The following is a 17,236-nucleotide window of genomic DNA, read 5'->3' as shown; positions in this document are numbered from 1 at the left end:
TGGTCGGCGGACCCCCCGCGGCCTCGGCCCCGCGCGGCGCTCATACGAGCAACCGCAGCGGCTCTTCCAGCAGCCGCTTCACGTCCTGCAGGAAGCGCGCGCCCATGGCGCCGTCCATGACGCGGTGGTCGCAGGAGATCGTCATCGACATCCGCCGGCCGATGGTGACGGCCTCGCCCTCGACCACGGGCACCCGCCGCACCGAGCCCACCGCGAGGATGGCTCCTTCCGGCGGGTTGATGATGGCCGAGAAGTCCGCGACGTCGAACATGCCGAGGTTGGAGATGGAGAACGTCGCGCCCGAAAGCTCCTGGGTCCGCAGCTTGCGCGCCCGCGCGCGCTCGATGAGATCGCGCGACTCGACGGCGATCTGGCCGAGCGACTTCGCCTGGCAGTCGCGGAGCACCGGGGTGATGAGGCCATCGTCCAGCGCGACCGCGATGCCGATGTGCGCCCGGTGGTGGATGCGGAACGTCTCGCCCTGGAAGGAGGCGTTCACGCCGGGGTGCTGGAGCAGCGCGATGGCGCAGGCCCGGACGATCAGGTCGTTGACCGAGATCTTCGGCTGGCCCTCGAGCGCGTTCAACTCCTCCCGCAGCGGCCAGGCCCGGTCCATCGCCACCTCCGAGGTGACGTAGAAGTGCGGGACCGGGGCCTTGGCCAGCGCCATCCGCTTGGCAATCGTGGCCCGCATCGGGGAGAGCGGACGGTCCTCGTACTCGGCTACCGGCATGCCGACGGCCGGCGCGGCGACGGCCGGACGCGCCACCGTCGGCGCCGCCGGCGCCCGGCTGGCCGCCGTTTCGACGTCGCGGCGGATGATGCGGCCGCCGGGCCCCGAGCCCTGAATCAACTTCAGATCCACGCCGGCCTGGGCGGCGATCTTTTTGGCCAGCGGAGAGGCCTTCACCCGACCATGCGAGACGGACGGCCCCGCAGGTGGGGGGCCGGCCATGACGGGGGCGGCCTCGGGGCGAAGTGGGGTTTTCTGAGCAACGGCGCCTGCCCCTGGTGCCGCGTGTCCCACGGACGGTGCCGGCGTGCGCGCGGCTGGATCTTCGCTGCGCGGCTGCGGCGGCACCCCCGCCGGGCGGTCCGACATGGTCGCCGCCGGCGCCGGCTGTGCGGAGGCGACCGCCGGCGCGGCGGCGGGGCTCGGCGCCTGGCTGAGCACGCCCCCGATGTCCTCGTCGGCCTCGGCGATGACGGCGATCAGCGCGCCGACGGGCGCGCGGTCACCGGCCTGCACCAGGATCTTCCGGAGCACGCCGGCGCCGAACGCCTCCATCTCGACATCGGCCTTGTCCGTCTCGATCTCGGCTAAGATATCGCCACCCTGGACCCTGTCCCCTTCCTTCTTTAACCATTTGATGATCTTCCCCGTCTCCATAGCCTCTGATAACTTCGGTATGACGACCTTCGTCACGGCCATGGCTCAACTCCCCTGGGCGTGGCAGACACGCCGGATGGCGTCGATGATCTTCTCCTTCGATGGCGTCTTGGCCCGCTCCAGGTTCCGCGCGTACGGCATCGGGGCATTCTCGCCGGTCACGCGCTCGACGGGGGCGTCGAGGTCGTCGAAGGCCGACTCGGTGACGAACGCGGAGATCTCCGAGCCCATGCCGGCGAAGCCGGCGCCCGCCTCCACCACCACGACACGATGGGTCTTGCGCACCGAGCCGATGATGGTCTCGGTGTCCAAGGGCCGCAGCGTCCGCGGGTCCACGATCTCGACCGAGATCCCTTCCCTGGCCAGCTCCTCGGCCGCCTCCATCGCCCGGTACATCATCCCCATGTAGGCGATCACGGTGACGTCCGTCCCCTCGCGGCGCACGACGGCCTGACCCAGCGGGATGACGAACTCGGGATCGTCCGGCACCTCACCCTTCACCGCGTAGAGCGTCTCCGACTCGATGAAGATGACGGGGTTCTCATCGCGGATCGCCGACTTCAGGAGCCCCTTGGCGTCCATCGGCGTCGAGGGCCGCACGACCTTGAGCCCGGGGACATGATAGAAGTAGACCTCCATCGACTGCGAGTGCTGGGCGGCGAGCTGGTGGGCCGGACCGCCGGGCCCGCGGATGACGATGGGGATGTTGTACTGCCCGCCGGACATGTAGTACATCTTCGCGGCCGAGTTCACGATCTGGTCGAGCGCCAGCATGGCGAAGTTGAACGTCATCATCTCCACGACGGGACGGAGGCCGACCATGGCCGCCCCGATGCCCACGCCGGTGAAGCCCGACTCGGCGATGGGCGTGTCGACCACGCGCTCGGGCCCGAACTCCTTGAGGAGCCCCTGCGTCACCTTGTAAGCGCCCTCGTAGAGCCCGACCTCCTCGCCGATCACGAGGACGCGGGGGTCACGCCGCATCTCCTCCCGCAGTGCCACGTTCAACGCCTCGCGGTAGGTCATGACCGCCATCTCGATCGATCTCCTCTCACAGGCCTTCGGGGTCGACCTGGTATCGGACGCCTTCGGCGTCGACCCTGTCTCAGACGCCTTCGGCGTCTTCCTTGTAGACGTCGGTCAGGAGCCACTCGACGGGCGGCTCCGGCGAGGCGTCGGCGAACGTCACCGCGTCGTCGATCCGGTCGTTGACGTCCTTTTCGAGCGCCCGCACGTCCGCCTCCGCCAGCAGCCCGGCCTCCAGCACGCGGTCCCGGAAGAGCACGATGGGGTCGCGCTGCTTCTCCCGCTCGACCTCCTCCTTGGTGCGGTAGACGGCGCCGGCGGGATCGCGCATGGAATGACCGCGGAAGCGGTACGTCCGCGCCTCGATCAACGCCGGTACCCGCTGTTTGCGGGCGCGCTCGACGGCGCGGGCGACGCTGTCGCGGACGGCCAGCACGTCCATCCCGTCCACGGCCTCGCCGGGGATGCCGTAGACCTCCCCGAACCGCCAGATCTCCGTCTGGGCCAGGGCCCGCTCCAGCGAGGTCCCCATGGCGTAGCGGTTGTTCTCGCAGATCCAGATCACCGGCAGCTTCCAGAGCGCGGAGAGGTTCATCGCCTCGTGGAACTCTCCCTGCGGGACGGCCCCGTCGCCGAAGTAGCAGACGATGACCTGATCACCGCCCCGGTGCTTGATGGCGAACCCGACGCCGGCGGCCAGCGGCAGATGAGCGCCGACGATGGCGTGGCCCCCCAGGAAGTTCACCGTCTTGTCGAACAGGTGCATCGAGCCGCCCTTGCCCTTGCAGAGCCCGTCGCGCCGGCCGAACAGTTCGGCCATCATGCGGCGCGGGTCGGAGCCCTTGGCCAGGCAGTGGCCGTGCTCGCGGTACGCCGAGATCGCATAGTCGTCGGGCCGCAGCACCGAAGTCGCCCCCACCCCCACCGCCTCCTCGCCGATGTAGAGGTGCAGGAAGCCGCCGATCTTGCCGAGCGCGTAGGCCTCCGCGGCCTTCTCCTCGAAGCGGCGGATGAGCATCATCTCGCCCAGGAGGCGCCGGGCCAGGTCGGCGTCGATGTTCAGAGCCTGCATCTTCTGAGCCATGAGTCCTCCTACATCCGCCATATCATAAGCTCGCCTCGGACGGCCGGGCCCGCCCCGCGACGCCCTGCGGCTCGCACTACTCTCCATACGCTCGCCTCGGACGGCGGGGCCCCCGCCCCGCGACGCCCTGCGGCTCGCACTACTCTCCATAGGCTCGCCTCGGACGGCGGGGCCCCCGCCCCGCGACGTCCTGCGGCTCGCACTACCACCGCATGAGGCTGAGATCGTCGACGCTGAGGCGCTGGCGCAGGCGGAAGATGGCCACGATGATGGCCAGCCCGACGGCGACCTCGGCGGCCGCCACCGCCATGACGAAGAACACCAGCACCTGGCCCTCGGAGCTGCCGTGCCGATGGCCGAACGCCACCAGCGCCAGATTGGCGGCGTTCAGCGCCAGCTCGATCGACATGAAGATCACCAGCGGGTTGCGCCGGATGACGACCCCCACCGCGCCGATCGTGAACAGCATCGCCGACAGCGCCAGGTAGTAGGCCTCGGGAATCATGCCCGCCGTCTGGCCAGCAGCAGCACGCCGACCATCGCCGCCAGCAGCAGCACCGAGGTCAGCTCGAACGGGAACAGGAAGTCGGTAAAGAGGAGCCGCCCGATCGCCTCGACGCTTCCCGCGGGCGCCGGCGCCGTGGCCGGAGCCGCCCAGCGGGTCGCCAGCACCACGGCCAGCTCGAACAGGAGCAGCGCGCCCAGCGGCGCCGCCAGCAGCCGGTACGACCTCCGGGGGTCGGGCCCCGTCTCCTCCTTGCCGGGGATGAGCACCATGATGGCGAAGACGAAGAGCACCATGATGGCCCCGGCGTAGACGATGACCTGCGCCGCCGCCAGGAACTCCGCGCCCAGCATCAGGTAGAGCGCGGCGATGCTGCCGAGGTTCACCACCAGGAAGAGGGCTCCGTGGATGGCGTTCCGCTTGAGGATGAGCCCGAGCGCCGAGGCCACGGCCACGGCGGCGATGAGCAGGAACGCGGCGAGCGCCATTACGGTCTCCGGTCCGCCGGAATCGGGACCGGCGACGTCGGGCGGCCGTCGGGGCCCGCCGGCTCGAGGCTGAGCAGCGTCTCCTTCGTGTAGATCATGCCCGTCCGGCTGTAGGAGGAGAATTCGAGGATGCCGGTGTCCATCCGGATGGCGTCCTCCGGACAGGCCTCCACGCAGAAGCCGCAAAACACGCACTTGCCCAGATCGATGTCGAAGCGGTCCGGGACCTTCTCGATCTCGGGGTTGGGGTGCTCGTCGGCGACGATGTAGATGCAACGGGCCGGGCACACGGTCTCGCACATCATGCAGGCCACGCAGCGGGGCGAGCCGTCCTCGCGGCGCACCAGGCGGTGCAGGCTCCGCAGGCGCGGCGAGTACGGGCGGTGTTCCTCCGGGTACTGGACGGTGACGGCGCCCTTGGCGTCCGACCGGCCGAGGGCGTGGGCGATGTGGCGCCCCATGTTGCGGAAGAAGTGGCGGCCAGTCAGCGCCAGCCCCGCCACCACCTCGACCACGTAGAACCGCTGCCGGAGCCGCATCAGGCCCGCCCGACTAACAGGATGAGCCCGGTCACGACGATGTTGGCGATCGACAGCGGGAAGAGCCCCAGCCAGCCCAGCCGCATCGCCTGATCGTAGCGGAAGCGCGGCAGCGTCCACCGGATGAGCATGAGGACGAAGATCATCGCGCTGACCTTGACCACGAAGGCGCCGACCTGCAGGAGCACCACCAGCAGGTGCGGGAGCCCGAGCGTCCAGCCCCACGGAAACTGGAAGCCGCCGGCGGAGAGATACGGAACCTGCCAGCCGCCGAGGAAGAGCGCGGTGGTCATTCCCGCGATGACCACCGACTCCAAGAAATCGGCCATGGCGAACATGCCGAACTTCATGCCGCTGTACTCGATGAAGTAGCCGATGATCTCCGATTCTCCCTCGGGCATGTCGAAGGGGATGCGCTTGGTGGCGGCGATGCCCGCGGTGAGGAACAGGAGGAAGGCCAGCGGCTGGGTCAGGATCCCCCAGGCGGGGACCCAGGCGCCGAAGACCCACGGCAGCAGCGGTTCCCCCTGCCCGCGCACGATGTCCTGCATGTTGAGCGAGCCGTAGACCATGATCACCCCCATGATGGAGGCGCCGATGGCGATCTCCGCCGAGATCATGAGCGCCGCCGCCCGCTGACCCCCGAGCAGGGCGAAGTTGTTGGCCGACGACCAGCCCGCCATCATCACCCCGTACACACCCAGCGAGAGCATGGCGAAGACGTACAGGATACCGACGTTCATGGTGACCGCCTGCAGTGGGATCTCGCGCCCGGCCAGGTGCAGGGTGTCGCCGAACGGGATCGACGCGAAGGCCGCCAGCGCGAAGAAGACCGAGACGAAGGGCGCCAGCGTGAAGAGGAAGCGGTCGGCCCGCGCCGGCCGGAAGTCCTCCTTGGTCAGCATCTTGATGGCGTCGGCCAGGGGGTGGAACAGCCCCATGAGCCGGAACCCGAAGATGGAAGCGCGATTGGCCCCGATGCGGTCCTGCATGATCGCCGACTGCTTGCGCTCGACCCAGGTGAGCAGGCCGCCCACGTTCAGCACGAACAGCATGACGAAGGCGACGCGGCCGAACGCGATCCCCAGGTCCATAACTCGGAGGGGGCTACGCCCCCCTTCCGAACCCTCCCCCCTTCGATTGCGCGGGCACAGCCCGCGCTCGAACAGCGATGATCCTCATGCGCGCGCTGCCTCTCGAGTCGTGCCCACCATCTGGCCGGTGTCGCCGATGGATTGGTAGGTCATGCCGGCGAAGGCCGGGACCGAGCGCGCCAGCTCGCGGAACCAGTGCTCCGCGCGCGCGGCCGGGGTCGGCTCCCCCAGCGCGGTGAGGACGCGGCCCAGGATCTCCCAGTCGGGGAGCGCCTCGCCCAGCGGGTCGACGGCCGTCCGGAACCGCTGCACGCGTCCCTCGAAGTTGGTGAAGGTGCCCTCCCGCTCCACCCAGGCCGCCGCGGGCAGGACCCAGCGGGCCAGCGCGCTGGTGGCGTTGGCGTTGGGGCCGCTCCAGATGAGCGTCTCCACCGCCCCCAGGGCGGCGCGCGTCTCCGCCTCCGGCCACCCGGCGTCGAGCAGATCGTGGTCGAAGATCCACAGACAGCTCAACCGGCGCGCGCGGGCGGCGGCCAGGATCGCGGCGGTGTCGCCGCCGAGCCCGATCAGCTCGGCCCCGCGCGTGTTCGGGTTCTTGTCGGCCCGGATCAGGAGCTTGTCCTCGTCGCCCGGCACCCGCGGCGGCACCACGAAGGCGACCTGGGCGGCGCCGCGGCGCTCCAGCACCCGCCGGAGCGCGAAGAGGTCCTCGTTGGCCATCTTCGGCGAGGCGATGACACCGATCTCCGCGGGCGGATGGCGCGTGAGCGCTCCGGCGACCCCGGCGATCGCCTCGTCCCACGCCACCGGCAGCGGCTGGCCGCCCTCGCGCCGGAGCGGCGAGCGGAGGCGGCTCGGGTCGTCCACGAAGCCGAAGCCGTAGCGCCCGTCGTCGCAGATCCACCACTTGTTCACGGCCGCGTTGAAGCGCGGCTTGAGGCGCGCCACCCGCCGGCCCTGGGCGTGGTGCGGGCGCCGCCGGTTGACGTGGACCTCGATGTTGCAGCCGCGGGCGCAGCCGGGGCAGATGGACTTGGCGGCGTCGAGGTACCAGACCCGCACCTGGAAGCGGAAGTCGCGATCGGTCAAGGCACCCACCGGGCAGATGTCGACGACGTTGCCCGAGTACTTGTTTTCCAGCTCCCGGCCCGGGAAGAGCCCGATCTCCGAGCGATCGCCGCGGTCGAAGATGCCCAGCTCGCCGGTGGCCGTGACCTCGTCGCAGAAGCGCACGCAGCGCGAGCAGAGGATGCAGCGCTCGGCGTCGAGGATCACGTGAGGCCCCAGCGGCACCGCCTTGGGCTTGTGGACCTTCTCGTCCACCATCCGCGGGTCGTAGAGCCCGTGCTTCATGTAGTAGATCTGCAGCCAGCACTCGCCGGCCTGGTCGCAGACGGGACAGTCCAGCGGGTGGTTGATGAGGTGGAACTCCATGATCGACTTCCGCGTCTCCAGCACCCGCTCCGTCTGCGTCGACACCACCATCCCGTCGCTGGCCACCGTGTTGCAGGCGATCGTGGGCCGGGGCGCCTTCTCGATGTCCACCATGCACAGTCGGCACTGGCCGGCCACCGAGAGGCCGGGATGATAGCAGTAGTGCGGCACCTCGATGCCGAGCGCGCGCGCCGCCTCGATGAGGTTGGTGCCGGGCGCCACCTCGATCTCTTTCCCGTCGATCGTCAGCTTCGGCATTATCCCCGGAGGGGGGCTTCGCCCCCCTTCCGGAACCTCCCCCCAGGATTGCGCCGGCAAAGCCCGCGCTCGAACACGGTCGTCGTCATCATTATTTGGTAACCAGGGCCTCGAACTCGTCACGGAACTTCTCGATGTAGGAGATGTACGGCCCCACGGCGCCGTCGTAGAAGGCGCAGATGGTGGTGCCGACGCCCCGCCGGGCGACGTCGAGGACGGTGTCGAGGTCCTCCTTCCGGCCGCGCCCCTCGACGATGCGCTCCGTGATCTTGTAGATCCAGCCCGTGCACTCGCGGCACGGCGTGCATTGGCCGCAGCTCTCGTGGGCGTAGAAGCGCGCGACCACCATGAGCGCCTCGGGAATCGAGACCGTCTCGTCCATCACGATCACGCCCGCCGAGCCGGCCATGGTGCCGGCGTTCTTCAGGCCATCCACGTCCAGGGTGACGTCGATCTCGTCGGCTCTCAGGATCGCCGCCGACGAGCCGCCGGGCACCACGGCTTTGAGCCGGCCGTTGCCGGTCACGCCGCCGGCCAAGTCGTAGATCAGCTGGCGCAGGGTGAGGGCCACCGACGCCTCGTAGACCCCCGGCCGCTTCACGCGCCCGGAGACGGAGTACATGCGCGTGCCGCCCTGGGTCTTGGTGCCGAGGCTGGCGAACCACCCGGCGCCCCGGTTGATGATGTGAGGCAGGTGGCAGATGGTCTCGACGTTGTTGACGATGGTCGGCGCGCCGAACGCGCCCTTGATGGCCGGGAAGGGCGGCTTGAGCTTGGGCCAGCCCTTCCGGCCCTCCAGCGACGAGATCAGGCCGGTCTCCTCGCCGCAGATGTAGGCGCCGGCACCGCGGTGAACGACGACGTCGAAGCCTCCGCCCAGATAGCCGGCCTCGGAGGCCTCCCGCACGGCCGCCGAGAAGCGGCGCCACGGCTCCACGTATTCGCCGCGGATGTAGACGAAGCCCACCGACGACCGGATGGCCCGCGCGGCGATGAGCATCCCTTCGATCACGGCGTGGGGCTCGCGCTCGAGCAGGTAGCGGTCCTTGAACGTCCCCGGCTCGGCCTCGTCGGCGTTGATGACCAAGTAGACGGGCCCGGCGTGGTTCTTGGGGATGAAGGACCACTTCATCCCCGTCGGAAAGCCGGCGCCCCCCAGACCGCGGAGGTTAGACTTCTTCACCTCCTCCGTGATCGCCGTCGGCTCCATCGTCTGCGCCTTCTCCCAGGCCGTGTAACCGCCGGTCTCGCGGTAGGCCGCCAGCGTGTGGGCGTCGGCGCGGTGGAAGTTGCGGGTGAGGATCCTCTCGCCGGTCACCGAAGCTCCTCGAGGATCCGATCGACCCGGGCCGGCGTCAGATCGAACTGGTAGCGGTCGTCGACCTGCATCATCGGCGCGTGCTCGCAGGCGCAGAGGCATTCGACGGACAGCAGCGTCACCCGACCGTCGTCGGTGGTCTGCCCGACCTCGAGGCCGAGCCGTTCTTTAAGGTGGGCGAGAATCCGGGGCGCCCCGGCCAGGTGGCAGGAGAGGTTGTGGCAGACGGCCACCACGTGCCGCCCCTTGGGCCGCTGGAAGAACATGGTGTAGAAGGTCACGACCTCGTGCACGTGCGCCGGCGTCAGGTCGAAGAGTCCGGCCACGTACTCCTCCACCTCGAGGGAGATGTAGCCGAAGGCGTCCTGGGCCATGTGGAGCACGGGCAGGAGCGCCGCGCGCCGGTCCGGGTAGAGCGCCTGCAGCCGGCGCACCTCGGCCAGCTGCTCGGGGGTGAAGGCGACGGGCGTGGTGAGGCTCACCGGTCCAGTTCCCCTCCGATCATGTTCACCGAGCCGAAGGTGGGGACCAGGTCCGCCACCATCTCGCCCTCGATCATCCGGTGGAGCGCGGCCATGGGCGGCAGGCACGGCGGGCGGCAGCGGACGCGGTACGGGCGGTCGGTCCCGTCGGAAACGACGTAGAAGCCGAGCTCGCCGTTGGCGCCCTCCACCGCGAAATACGCCTCGCCCGGGGGCGGGCGGATCCCGTAGCCCTCCATGATCAGCATGAAATGGTTCATCAAGCCCTCGATGGAGCCGTAGGTGGTCTCCTTGGGGGGGAGGATCACCCTCTTGTCCGCGGCATTGATGCGCTGGTGGGCCGGTCGCTCCGAACCCTGAAGATTGGGGGACAGCCGGATCGGGATGAGCAGCAGCGATTCCGTCTTGCCCTGCTTGCCCTGGTCCACATACGTCGCGGGGTCGAGGGGGCGTCCCTGGTGGTCCACGTTGATCGGACCGCCCGGGATCTGGTCCAGCGCCTGCTCGGCGATGCGCATCGACTGCTCCATCTCGGCCATACGGACCAGGTACCGCGCGAAGTTGTCGCCGGCAGCCTGGGTGGGCACCTCCCAGTCCAGCCGGTCGTACACGTAGTAGGGCTGGGCCCGGCGGACGTCGTAGGGTACACCCACCGCGCGCAGCATCGGGCCGGTGATGGCGTAGGCGATCGTCTCCTCCCTGGACAGCGCGCCGACCCCGACCATGCGGTCCATGAAAATCCGGTTGCCGGTCAGCAGGCGGTGCACCTCGTCGAGGACCTCGCGCACCTGTTTGAAGGCGGCCCGCATCTTGTCCCCGAAGTCGGGCGGCAGGTCGGCCTTCACCCCCCCCACCCGGCCGTAGGAGATGGTCAGGCGGGCACCGGTCACGTCCTCCACGAGCTCCCAGAGGAATTCGCGGGCCTTGATCATATAGAGGAAGACGGTGAAGGCGCCCAGCTCCATCGCGGAGGCGCCGACGCAGGTGAGGTGATCGCAGATCCGCGAGATCTCGGACGTGATCACGCGGATGTACTGGCAGCGCTCGGTGATCTCGATACCCAGAAGCTTTTCGACCGCGGAGGCATACCCGAAGTTGTTGATGAGCGGAGATACGTAGTTCAGGCGGTCCGTGTAGGGAATGGCGTTGTTCCACCCGCCGACTTCACAATCCTTCTCGAAGGCGCGGTGGAGATAGCCGATCTCGACGTCCGCCTTCACGATGACCTCGCCGTCCAGCTCGGCCTGGATCCGGATGATCCCGTGCATGGCCGGATGGGCGGGGCCCACCCCGACGTGGATGTTCTGGCTGCCGCTTCCGGTGCCGGCCCCCTCGCCCAGCATGAACTCGCGGGTGGTCGTCGGGCGCGCCATCAGGTCCTCGGCCCGATGAGCGGCTGGCGCCGGTTGACCGGGTAGTCCTTCCGCAGGGGATGACCCACGAACTCCTCGTAGAGGAGCAGGCGCCGGAGGGCGGGGTGCCCCTGGAAGCGCACCCCGAACATGTCCCACACCTCGCGCTCGAGCCAGTCCGCGATCGGCCAGAGGGGGACGGCCGTCGGCACCACGGGGTCGTCCTCGCTCACGCGGACCTTGAGGCGCAGCCGGTGGTTGTGGCGGAGCGAGTAGAGGTGGTAGACGACCTCGAAGCGCGGCCCGTCCTCGCGGCCGGGGAGCTTGGAGACGTCCACCGCGGTCAGGTCCATCAGCACGTCGAAGGCCAGGCGCGCGTCGTCGCGGCAATGGCCGAGCACCTCGCCGAGGGCCTCACGGGTCACCACCGCCGTGTGGTCGCCGCGGTGCGCGTGGGTCTCGACGACGGCATCGCCGAACCGCGCCCGCAGCTCAGCGAGGATGGCCCCCCCTTCCATCAACTAAAACCTCTGGGTCCCGGCGGCGATCTTCTCCTGGAGCTTCATCAGGCCGTCGATGACGCTCTCGGGACGGGGCGGACAGCCGGGAATATAGACGTCCACCGGGATGATCGTGTCGATGCCCTGCACGGTGGCGTAGTTGTCGTAGAAGCCGCCCGTGCACGTGCAGACGCCGAAGGCCACCACCCACTTCGGCTCCGTCATCTGGTCGTACACGCGCTTGAGCACCGGCGCCATCTTGTGCGAGATCGTCCCCACGACGAACAGGACGTCGGCTTGCCGGGGAGAAAAGCGGGGCAGCCCGGCGCCGAAGCGGTCGATATCGTAATGCGAGCAGGCGGTCGCCATGTACTCCATGCCGCAGCACGCGGTCACGAACGGGTACTGGAAGATCGAGTACTTGCGCGCCCAGCCGATGGCCTCGTCGAGCTTCGAGGTGAAGAAGCTGCCTACTCCCACTCCAGTCCCCCTTTGCGCCAGATATAGAGGAAGCCCACCATCAGGATCGCCATGAAGACCATCATCTCGACGAAGCCGAACCACCCCAGGCGACGGTAGAGCATGGCCCACGGCCAGACGAAGAGCAGCTCGATGTCGATGATGATGAAGAGGATGGCGATGGTCGAGAACTTGATGGCGAACCGGCCCTCGGCGATCCCCAGCGGGTCCTTGCCGCACTCGAAGGGCTCGGCCTTCACGGGGGTGAGCCGGCGCGGCGCCAGAAGCCGCGGCAACCCCAGGAGCGCCCCCGCCACCGCCGCCGCGAAGGCGAAGACCATGAGGATGGTGCTGTATTCCGTCATGGCGCTGTCCGGACGGCCTGGGTCTGGCGCTTGGCGTGGTAGGAGCTGCGGACGAGCGGCCCCGCCTCCACGTGGGCGAAGCCCAGCTGGCGCCCCGCCGCCGCCAGCTCGGCGAACTCGTCGGGGTGGTAGTACTTCGCCACCGGCAAATGGTTCGCGGACGGCCGGAGGTACTGGCCCAGCGTGAGGATGCGCACGTCCACGTCGCGCAGATCGCGCATGGTGGCGAGCAGCTCGGGCCGCGTCTCGCCGAGCCCGAGGATCAAACCTGACTTGGTGACCAAGTCCGGCGCCCATGACCGGGCGCGCGTGAACAGCCCCAGCGTCCGCTGGTAGCGCCCGCCGTGGCGGGCCAGCTTGTAGAGGCGCGGCACCGTCTCGGTGTTGTGGTTCAGCACGTGTGGGCCCGCGTCGATCACCGCCCGGAGCGACGCCGCCTGCCCTTGAAAGTCCGGGATGAGCGCCTCCGTGCGACAGGCCGGCGCCTGGCGCCGGATCGCGGTGAGGGTGGCCGCCCAGTGGGCGGCGCCACCGTCGGCGAGGTCGTCCCGGTTCACCGAGGTGATCACGACGTAATCGAGGCCGAGCGCCGCCACGGCCCGTCCGATCCGCTCGGGCTCCTCGCGATCCTCCCAGACCGGCTTGCCGTGCGTGATGGCGCAGTAGCCGCAGCGCCGCGTGCAGACGTCGCCCAGGATCATGAACGTGGCGGTGGCGTCCTCCCAGCACTCGCCGATGTTGGGGCAGCGCGCCTCCTCGCACACGGTGTGAAGATTCCAATCGCGCAGGAGGCCCTTGAGACGCATGTAATGGGGACCACCCGGCGCGCGCACCTTGAGCCAGGACGGCTTGCGGCCCTCGAGCGGCGGGGTCGATTCGATCACGGGGAGTTGTATCACGGGCATCGGTCCGTCCAACCCAAACCGGTTCATTATGCCACGGCCGCGCGCTGCTATGATAGCCGACGGGAGGGCGACGCCATGACCCTGGCCGGCTGGATTTTTCTCGCGATCATCGTGGCGCTGGTCTGGCTCGGCATCGCGACCTACAACCGGCTCGTCGGCCTGCGCCAGCGCTCCGCGGAGGCGTGGTCCGACATCGACGTGCAGCTCAAGCGCCGCACGGACCTCGTGCCCAACCTCGTGGAAACGGTCAAGGGGTACGCCGCCCACGAGCGGTCGACCCTCGAGCAGGTGGTGCGCGCCCGCGGCGCCGCCGTGGCCGCCACCACCCCCGAGGCGCGCGCGCAGGCGGAGAACGCGCTCACCGGCGCGCTCCGCCAGCTCTTCGCCCTGGCCGAGAGCTACCCGGAGCTCAAGGCCAACGTGAATTTCCAGGCGCTGCAGCACTCGCTGACGGAGATCGAGGAGGCGGTGCAGAACGCCCGCCGCTACTACAACGCGGTTGCCCGCGACCTCAACACCGCCATCGACAGCTTCCCGTCGAACCTGATCGCGTCCTTCTTCCGCTTCGCCCGGCGGGCCTACTTCGAGCTGGACCGTCCGGAGGACCGGCAGGTCCCCCGCGTGAGCTTCGGGAGCTGAGCCGGGTTCGCGAGGCCCGCGTGCGTCGTCGCTGGCCCGCAGTCGCCGCCGTCCTCGGCCTCCTCCTCTCGACGTCCGCCGCAGCCGCCCAGGGCCGCTCGTTCGCGATCGAACGGTTCGCGGTGGCGCTCGACGTCCATCCCGACGGAAGCCTCGCGGTCCAGGAGACGCTCACCATCGACTTCCGGGGCCGGCACCACGGCGTGTTCCGGCTCATTCCCGTCCGCTACATGCGCCACGGCGCCGAGTTCGCGCTCCGGCTCGACGACGTGATCGTCCTCGACGAGGCGCACCAGCCCCTGCGCACGGAGGTCACCTACCCCGGCCGCTACGTGCGCATCAAGGCCTGGGTGCCGGGCGCCGAGAACGCGACGAGAACCGTGCGCATCCTCTACCGCGTGCGCCGTGGTCTGCTCTTCTTCGACGACCACGACGAGCTCTACTGGAACGTCACCGGTGACGAGTGGGAGGTGCCCATTCGCCAGGTGGAGGGCCGGGTCGCGCTCCCCGGGGGGGCGGCCGCCGCGCCCGTGCAGGTGCAGGCCTACACCGGCCCGCGCGGCGCGACCGGCGCCGACTACAGCGAGGAACGGCGCCCCGAGGGCGTCGTGTTTCGCACGACCCGACCGCTGCGGCCGCACGAGGGCCTCACCATTGTGGTGGGCTGGCCGCCCGGCGTCGTGGCCCGCCCCTCCGCCTGGCGCGAGGCGTGGTGGCTCGCCGTGGACCACTGGCCGCTGGCGCTGCCGCTCCTGACGCTCGGCGCGATGAGCCTGGTGTGGCGCGCATACGGCCGCGATCCCGCATCGAACCGGTCCATCAAGCCCGAGTATGGGCCACCGCCGGGGCTGGCGCCGGCGGAGGCCGGCGCGCTCATCGACGAGCAGGCCGAGCCCCGCGACGCCGTCGCCACGCTCGTCGACCTCGCCGTGCGCGGGTACCTCCACATCGAGCGGGTGGAGGGTGACGGCCGGGACTTCCTCTTTCGCCGCGTCAAGCCCCTGGCGGGCGATGTCACGCTCACGCCGATCGAGCGCTTCGTGCTACAAAAGGTGTTCGGCGAGGAGCTGACGCTCCGCGACCGTCACCTCTCGGAGCTCCGCCGCAACTACGACTACGTCTTCGGTCCCATCCGCGACGCGATCTACCGGACCCTGGTGGAGCGCAGCCTGTTCCCGGCCTCACCCTACTGGATCCGCCAGGGCTGGGGCGTGGCCGGCATCGTCCTGCTCTTCGTCGCCGGAGCGCTGCTCATCGCGCTGGACCGTTTCGCTCCGCTCGGCTGGCCGCTGCCGGCCGGCGTAGCCCTGAGCGGCGCCGTCGTCCTTGCCTTCGCGCGCATCATGCCGCGTCGGACGTGGCGGGGGGTGCGGTTGCTCACGCCACTCCGCGGCTTCCAGGAGTTCCTCGAGCGGGCCGAGAAGGACCGCCTCGAGCGTCTGCCCGGCGACACGTTGCACCGCTGGCTGCCCTGGGCCATCGCGCTCGGGGTGAGCGAGCGGTGGATCTTCAACTGGCAGGGTCTTCGGGTGGAGGCGCCCACGTGGTACGACGGGCGGGGGCCGTTCACGCTGCCCGGCTACTCCCGCGACCTCGACGCCTTCGGCCGCCAGAACGAGGACGCGCTCCTCACCAGCCGGCGCGCCGGCGGCGGCAGCGGCGACGGGGCCGGCGGCGGCTCCAGCGGGTTTTCGGGCGGATCGTCGGGCGGCGGCGGCGGCGGGGGCGGCGGGGGGACGTTTTAAGATCGGAGGGGGCGGACGTTACGGCCCCCTCCGAGGCCTCCCCCAGGATTCGATTGCGCCGGCCAAGCCGGCGCTCGGCAGCGGCCCTTGGCCCTAGGCGCTTCTGAAAGACTCCCCATCCACAACGATGAACACGATGGCTTGATCCCACGCGGGGCGGTCCACCCAGATGGGCGATGCTACGGATTTCGCGCGTGCTGCTTGCCACACGCCGCCCGCCACTATGGCTTGATGCCAAGGCGGCCGATTCACCCAGATCGCCGAAGCCAGCGATCCCGAGCGCGTATCGACACCCTGCCACACGCCGCCGGGCGGCTGCCGATCACGCCGGTTCGTCGCTGTCTCGCGGTTGCATTCTTCGAAGCCATCCTTCGTGAATGCCTTCACGATCTCCTCCGGCGCCGCGACCCATCCGTGCTCCTGTTCGATCCACGTCATCATGCCCCGCTCGCGAAGCTCATTGAGGCCCGTCATCTGTCGCATCTTGTTCTCCCGCTCCCGGTGAGGAAACGTGATCCTGGTTCCGACACCCTGGAAAGCTCTGGGGCATGAGCGTGCCCCAATTTGACTTTCAACCTCCACGCCTGCGCCGCCTTCTTGCGGCGGTTCGTCCGGGGGACCTCGGCGTACCCTGCCTCGATCTCTTCATGAAGACACCGCGGCACTCGTCGCTGCAGAATCGCTGCGCTTCGTCCTTGAGTTCTCTTTGGCAAGCTTCGCATCTGGCCATCGTTACACTCCTAAGCCATCAACTGAGATCGTGCCCCGCCCGATTTGGTCAACGGGCTCGGTTATGGGTGGCCTCGGACGATTTCTCATCTGGCCCTCCCTCGCGTTGAGAGGTGAGATCGCGGCGGCTCATCGCTCGCGCGCTGGTCATTGACATATATCAAATAATATTTTATATAACAAGTGGCAAATATATAATTATTGGCCAGGCGAGCCTTGGCGTCAGGCCGATGACGGGCTGGCCGGCCCGAGACGGGAGCTGTGATGTTCGCCAATAAGACCAGAGTCCTCCTCATCCTTTCCCAGGACGTCGTGGATCGGGCCCGGGTCTGTGCGGGCAGGGCGACGACGACACTCAAGCTTCCGGTGAGCCTTCAGATCGTCCTCCGGGCCCTGATCGAGGAGGGGCTGAAGTGGGACGACAACCCGGCCCTCCTCGCCAACGTCGAGGGTCAGGCGAAGGCGGTCCGCCAGATCCGGAGGGTGGCGCGTCTCGGGGGGCGAGCCGAGGGGGAACAGGGGGATCGACGGTCTGGAATTCGGCAGCGGCCGAGCGGTCGTGAGCGGCAGAGGCGCCGGAAGTGAGGAGGGCGTAGGGGCCACCCAGCGCCGAGCCGAGCCGGAGTGAAGGGGGCTCTGCGCCAGTCAAACGTGACGACGACGAACGCTGAGGGTCAGCGTCTTTTGCAAGGAGACGACGATGTCGAAATGGATAGGGTTGACAGTCTTGGCGGCGGCGGCGGTGATGGCCCTCGGCTGCGCCCAGCAGCCGTCAGCGACGGTAGCAGGGGTCGAGGACAAGACCTACACGGTGACGCCGGCCTCGGTGACGGTGAGGGCCGGGATCGTCACGGGCGAGATCACGGAGATGAAGGTCACGGAGCGGCTCGAGAAAGGCTCCGACCGCGTCGTCTCCCCGGCGAA

Annotated in this window: 19 protein-coding genes and 1 pseudogene; 4 read left to right on the top strand and 16 right to left on the bottom strand. The window is 69.1% G+C overall.

Annotated elements, in window-relative coordinates:
- Window positions 1-40: 40 nt before the first annotated feature.
- The 15 genes and pseudogenes from VGV13_22640 to lipA all read right to left on the bottom strand — a co-directional run bounded on the left by VGV13_22640 (window position 41) and on the right by lipA (window position 13,199).
- Window positions 41-1,432 (bottom strand): dihydrolipoamide acetyltransferase family protein, encoded by a 1,392-nt coding sequence (locus VGV13_22640; protein HEV8643875.1) that lies wholly within the window; start codon window positions 1,430-1,432, stop codon window positions 41-43.
- Between the two features lie 3 nt (window positions 1,433-1,435).
- Window positions 1,436-2,449, bottom strand: a pseudogene (locus VGV13_22635) (pyruvate dehydrogenase complex E1 component subunit beta).
- 46 nt (window positions 2,450-2,495) lie between these two features.
- On the bottom strand, window positions 2,496-3,500 hold the full coding sequence (gene pdhA, locus VGV13_22630) for a pyruvate dehydrogenase (acetyl-transferring) E1 component subunit alpha (GenBank protein ID HEV8643874.1): 1,005 nt from the start codon (window positions 3,498-3,500) through the stop codon (window positions 2,496-2,498).
- A 202-nt stretch (window positions 3,501-3,702) separates the two neighbouring features.
- Window positions 3,703-4,005, bottom strand: a complete 303-nt coding sequence (nuoK, locus tag VGV13_22625) for an NADH-quinone oxidoreductase subunit NuoK (protein HEV8643873.1) — start codon at window positions 4,003-4,005, stop codon at window positions 3,703-3,705.
- Complete coding sequence (locus VGV13_22620) at window positions 4,002-4,493, bottom strand: NADH-quinone oxidoreductase subunit J (protein HEV8643872.1); 492 nt, start codon at window positions 4,491-4,493, stop codon at window positions 4,002-4,004. Before VGV13_22620 ends, nuoK begins: the two co-directional genes overlap by 4 nt.
- The gene (locus VGV13_22615; GenBank protein HEV8643871.1) at window positions 4,493-5,032 is read right to left on the bottom strand and encodes an NADH-quinone oxidoreductase subunit I; all 540 of its coding nucleotides are present in this window, start codon (window positions 5,030-5,032) and stop codon (window positions 4,493-4,495) included. Before VGV13_22615 ends, VGV13_22620 begins: the two co-directional genes overlap by 1 nt.
- A complete protein-coding gene (locus tag VGV13_22610; protein HEV8643870.1) occupies window positions 5,032-6,126 on the bottom strand; it encodes a complex I subunit 1 family protein in 1,095 nt (364 codons plus the stop codon). The genes VGV13_22615 and VGV13_22610 overlap by 1 nt, the downstream gene beginning before the upstream one ends.
- A gap of 84 nt (window positions 6,127-6,210) precedes the next feature.
- Entirely contained in the window at window positions 6,211-7,818 is a 1,608-nt protein-coding gene (locus VGV13_22605) for a molybdopterin-dependent oxidoreductase (GenBank protein ID HEV8643869.1), read from the bottom strand.
- 91 nt (window positions 7,819-7,909) lie between these two features.
- A complete protein-coding gene (nuoF, locus tag VGV13_22600; protein HEV8643868.1) occupies window positions 7,910-9,136 on the bottom strand; it encodes an NADH-quinone oxidoreductase subunit NuoF in 1,227 nt (408 codons plus the stop codon).
- The gene (gene nuoE, locus VGV13_22595) at window positions 9,133-9,618 is read right to left on the bottom strand and encodes an NADH-quinone oxidoreductase subunit NuoE (GenBank protein HEV8643867.1); all 486 of its coding nucleotides are present in this window, start codon (window positions 9,616-9,618) and stop codon (window positions 9,133-9,135) included. Before nuoE ends, nuoF begins: the two co-directional genes overlap by 4 nt.
- The gene (locus tag VGV13_22590) at window positions 9,615-10,991 is read right to left on the bottom strand and encodes an NADH-quinone oxidoreductase subunit D (GenBank protein HEV8643866.1); all 1,377 of its coding nucleotides are present in this window, start codon (window positions 10,989-10,991) and stop codon (window positions 9,615-9,617) included. Before VGV13_22590 ends, nuoE begins: the two co-directional genes overlap by 4 nt.
- Complete coding sequence (locus tag VGV13_22585) at window positions 10,991-11,488, bottom strand: NADH-quinone oxidoreductase subunit C (GenBank protein ID HEV8643865.1); 498 nt, start codon at window positions 11,486-11,488, stop codon at window positions 10,991-10,993. Before VGV13_22585 ends, VGV13_22590 begins: the two co-directional genes overlap by 1 nt.
- A gap of 3 nt (window positions 11,489-11,491) precedes the next feature.
- A complete protein-coding gene (locus tag VGV13_22580) occupies window positions 11,492-11,950 on the bottom strand; it encodes an NADH-quinone oxidoreductase subunit B (protein HEV8643864.1) in 459 nt (152 codons plus the stop codon).
- Window positions 11,941-12,294: an NADH-quinone oxidoreductase subunit A gene (gene ndhC / locus VGV13_22575; protein ID HEV8643863.1), complete on the bottom strand. Its 354-nt coding sequence runs from the start codon at window positions 12,292-12,294 to the stop codon at window positions 11,941-11,943. Before ndhC ends, VGV13_22580 begins: the two co-directional genes overlap by 10 nt.
- Window positions 12,291-13,199, bottom strand: a complete 909-nt coding sequence (gene lipA / locus VGV13_22570) for a lipoyl synthase (GenBank protein ID HEV8643862.1) — start codon at window positions 13,197-13,199, stop codon at window positions 12,291-12,293. Before lipA ends, ndhC begins: the two co-directional genes overlap by 4 nt.
- A gap of 75 nt (window positions 13,200-13,274) precedes the next feature.
- Between lipA and VGV13_22565 the strand changes: the two genes are divergently transcribed.
- Entirely contained in the window at window positions 13,275-13,838 is a 564-nt protein-coding gene (locus VGV13_22565) for a LemA family protein (GenBank protein ID HEV8643861.1), read from the top strand.
- 20 nt (window positions 13,839-13,858) lie between these two features.
- Window positions 13,859-15,583 carry a DUF2207 domain-containing protein gene (locus VGV13_22560; GenBank protein HEV8643860.1) on the top strand — a complete coding sequence of 575 codons (1,725 nt, stop codon included), beginning with the start codon at window positions 13,859-13,861 and terminating at the stop codon, window positions 15,581-15,583.
- 93 nt (window positions 15,584-15,676) lie between these two features.
- Here VGV13_22560 and VGV13_22555 read toward each other — a convergent pair whose 3' ends face one another.
- Window positions 15,677-16,066 carry a hypothetical protein gene (locus tag VGV13_22555; protein ID HEV8643859.1) on the bottom strand — a complete coding sequence of 130 codons (390 nt, stop codon included), beginning with the start codon at window positions 16,064-16,066 and terminating at the stop codon, window positions 15,677-15,679.
- Between the two features lie 510 nt (window positions 16,067-16,576).
- Here VGV13_22555 and VGV13_22550 point away from each other — a divergent pair.
- Both VGV13_22550 and VGV13_22545 read left to right on the top strand, forming a co-directional pair.
- The gene (locus VGV13_22550) at window positions 16,577-16,897 is read left to right on the top strand and encodes a hypothetical protein (protein ID HEV8643858.1); all 321 of its coding nucleotides are present in this window, start codon (window positions 16,577-16,579) and stop codon (window positions 16,895-16,897) included.
- 115 nt (window positions 16,898-17,012) lie between these two features.
- Window positions 17,013-17,236, top strand: a 224-nt coding sequence (locus VGV13_22545) for a hypothetical protein (protein HEV8643857.1), incomplete at its 3' end; no start/stop codon positions are given.

The sequence above is a fragment of the Candidatus Methylomirabilota bacterium genome, from assembly GCA_036001065.1.
In the GTDB taxonomy this organism is placed as follows: Bacteria; Methylomirabilota; Methylomirabilia; order Rokubacteriales; family CSP1-6; genus MNEF01.
The sequence above is the reverse complement of the archived record's forward strand: the minus strand, read 5'-3'. Positions and strand labels throughout refer to the sequence as shown.

Excerpts from the sequence above, each read along its gene's own strand:
- VGV13_22640 (HEV8643875.1), bottom strand. The coding sequence starts at position 1,432 with ATGGCCGTGACGAAGGTCGTCATACCGAAGTTATCAGAGGCTATGGAG.
- pdhA (HEV8643874.1), bottom strand. The coding sequence starts at position 3,500 with ATGGCTCAGAAGATGCAGGCTCTGAACATCGACGCCGACCTGGCCCGG.
- nuoK (HEV8643873.1), bottom strand. The coding sequence starts at position 4,005 with ATGATTCCCGAGGCCTACTACCTGGCGCTGTCGGCGATGCTGTTCACG.
- VGV13_22620 (HEV8643872.1), bottom strand. The coding sequence starts at position 4,493 with ATGGCGCTCGCCGCGTTCCTGCTCATCGCCGCCGTGGCCGTGGCCTCG.
- VGV13_22615 (HEV8643871.1), bottom strand. The coding sequence starts at position 5,032 with ATGCGGCTCCGGCAGCGGTTCTACGTGGTCGAGGTGGTGGCGGGGCTG.
- VGV13_22610 (HEV8643870.1), bottom strand. The coding sequence starts at position 6,126 with ATGGACCTGGGGATCGCGTTCGGCCGCGTCGCCTTCGTCATGCTGTTC.
- VGV13_22605 (HEV8643869.1), bottom strand. The coding sequence starts at position 7,818 with ATGCCGAAGCTGACGATCGACGGGAAAGAGATCGAGGTGGCGCCCGGC.
- VGV13_22590 (HEV8643866.1), bottom strand. The coding sequence starts at position 10,991 with ATGGCGCGCCCGACGACCACCCGCGAGTTCATGCTGGGCGAGGGGGCC.
- VGV13_22585 (HEV8643865.1), bottom strand. The coding sequence starts at position 11,488 with ATGGAAGGGGGGGCCATCCTCGCTGAGCTGCGGGCGCGGTTCGGCGAT.
- ndhC (HEV8643863.1), bottom strand. The coding sequence starts at position 12,294 with ATGACGGAATACAGCACCATCCTCATGGTCTTCGCCTTCGCGGCGGCG.
- lipA (HEV8643862.1), bottom strand. The coding sequence starts at position 13,199 with ATGCCCGTGATACAACTCCCCGTGATCGAATCGACCCCGCCGCTCGAG.
- VGV13_22565 (HEV8643861.1), top strand. The coding sequence starts at position 13,275 with ATGACCCTGGCCGGCTGGATTTTTCTCGCGATCATCGTGGCGCTGGTC.
- VGV13_22555 (HEV8643859.1), bottom strand. The coding sequence starts at position 16,066 with ATGCGACAGATGACGGGCCTCAATGAGCTTCGCGAGCGGGGCATGATG.
- VGV13_22550 (HEV8643858.1), top strand. The coding sequence starts at position 16,577 with ATGTTCGCCAATAAGACCAGAGTCCTCCTCATCCTTTCCCAGGACGTC.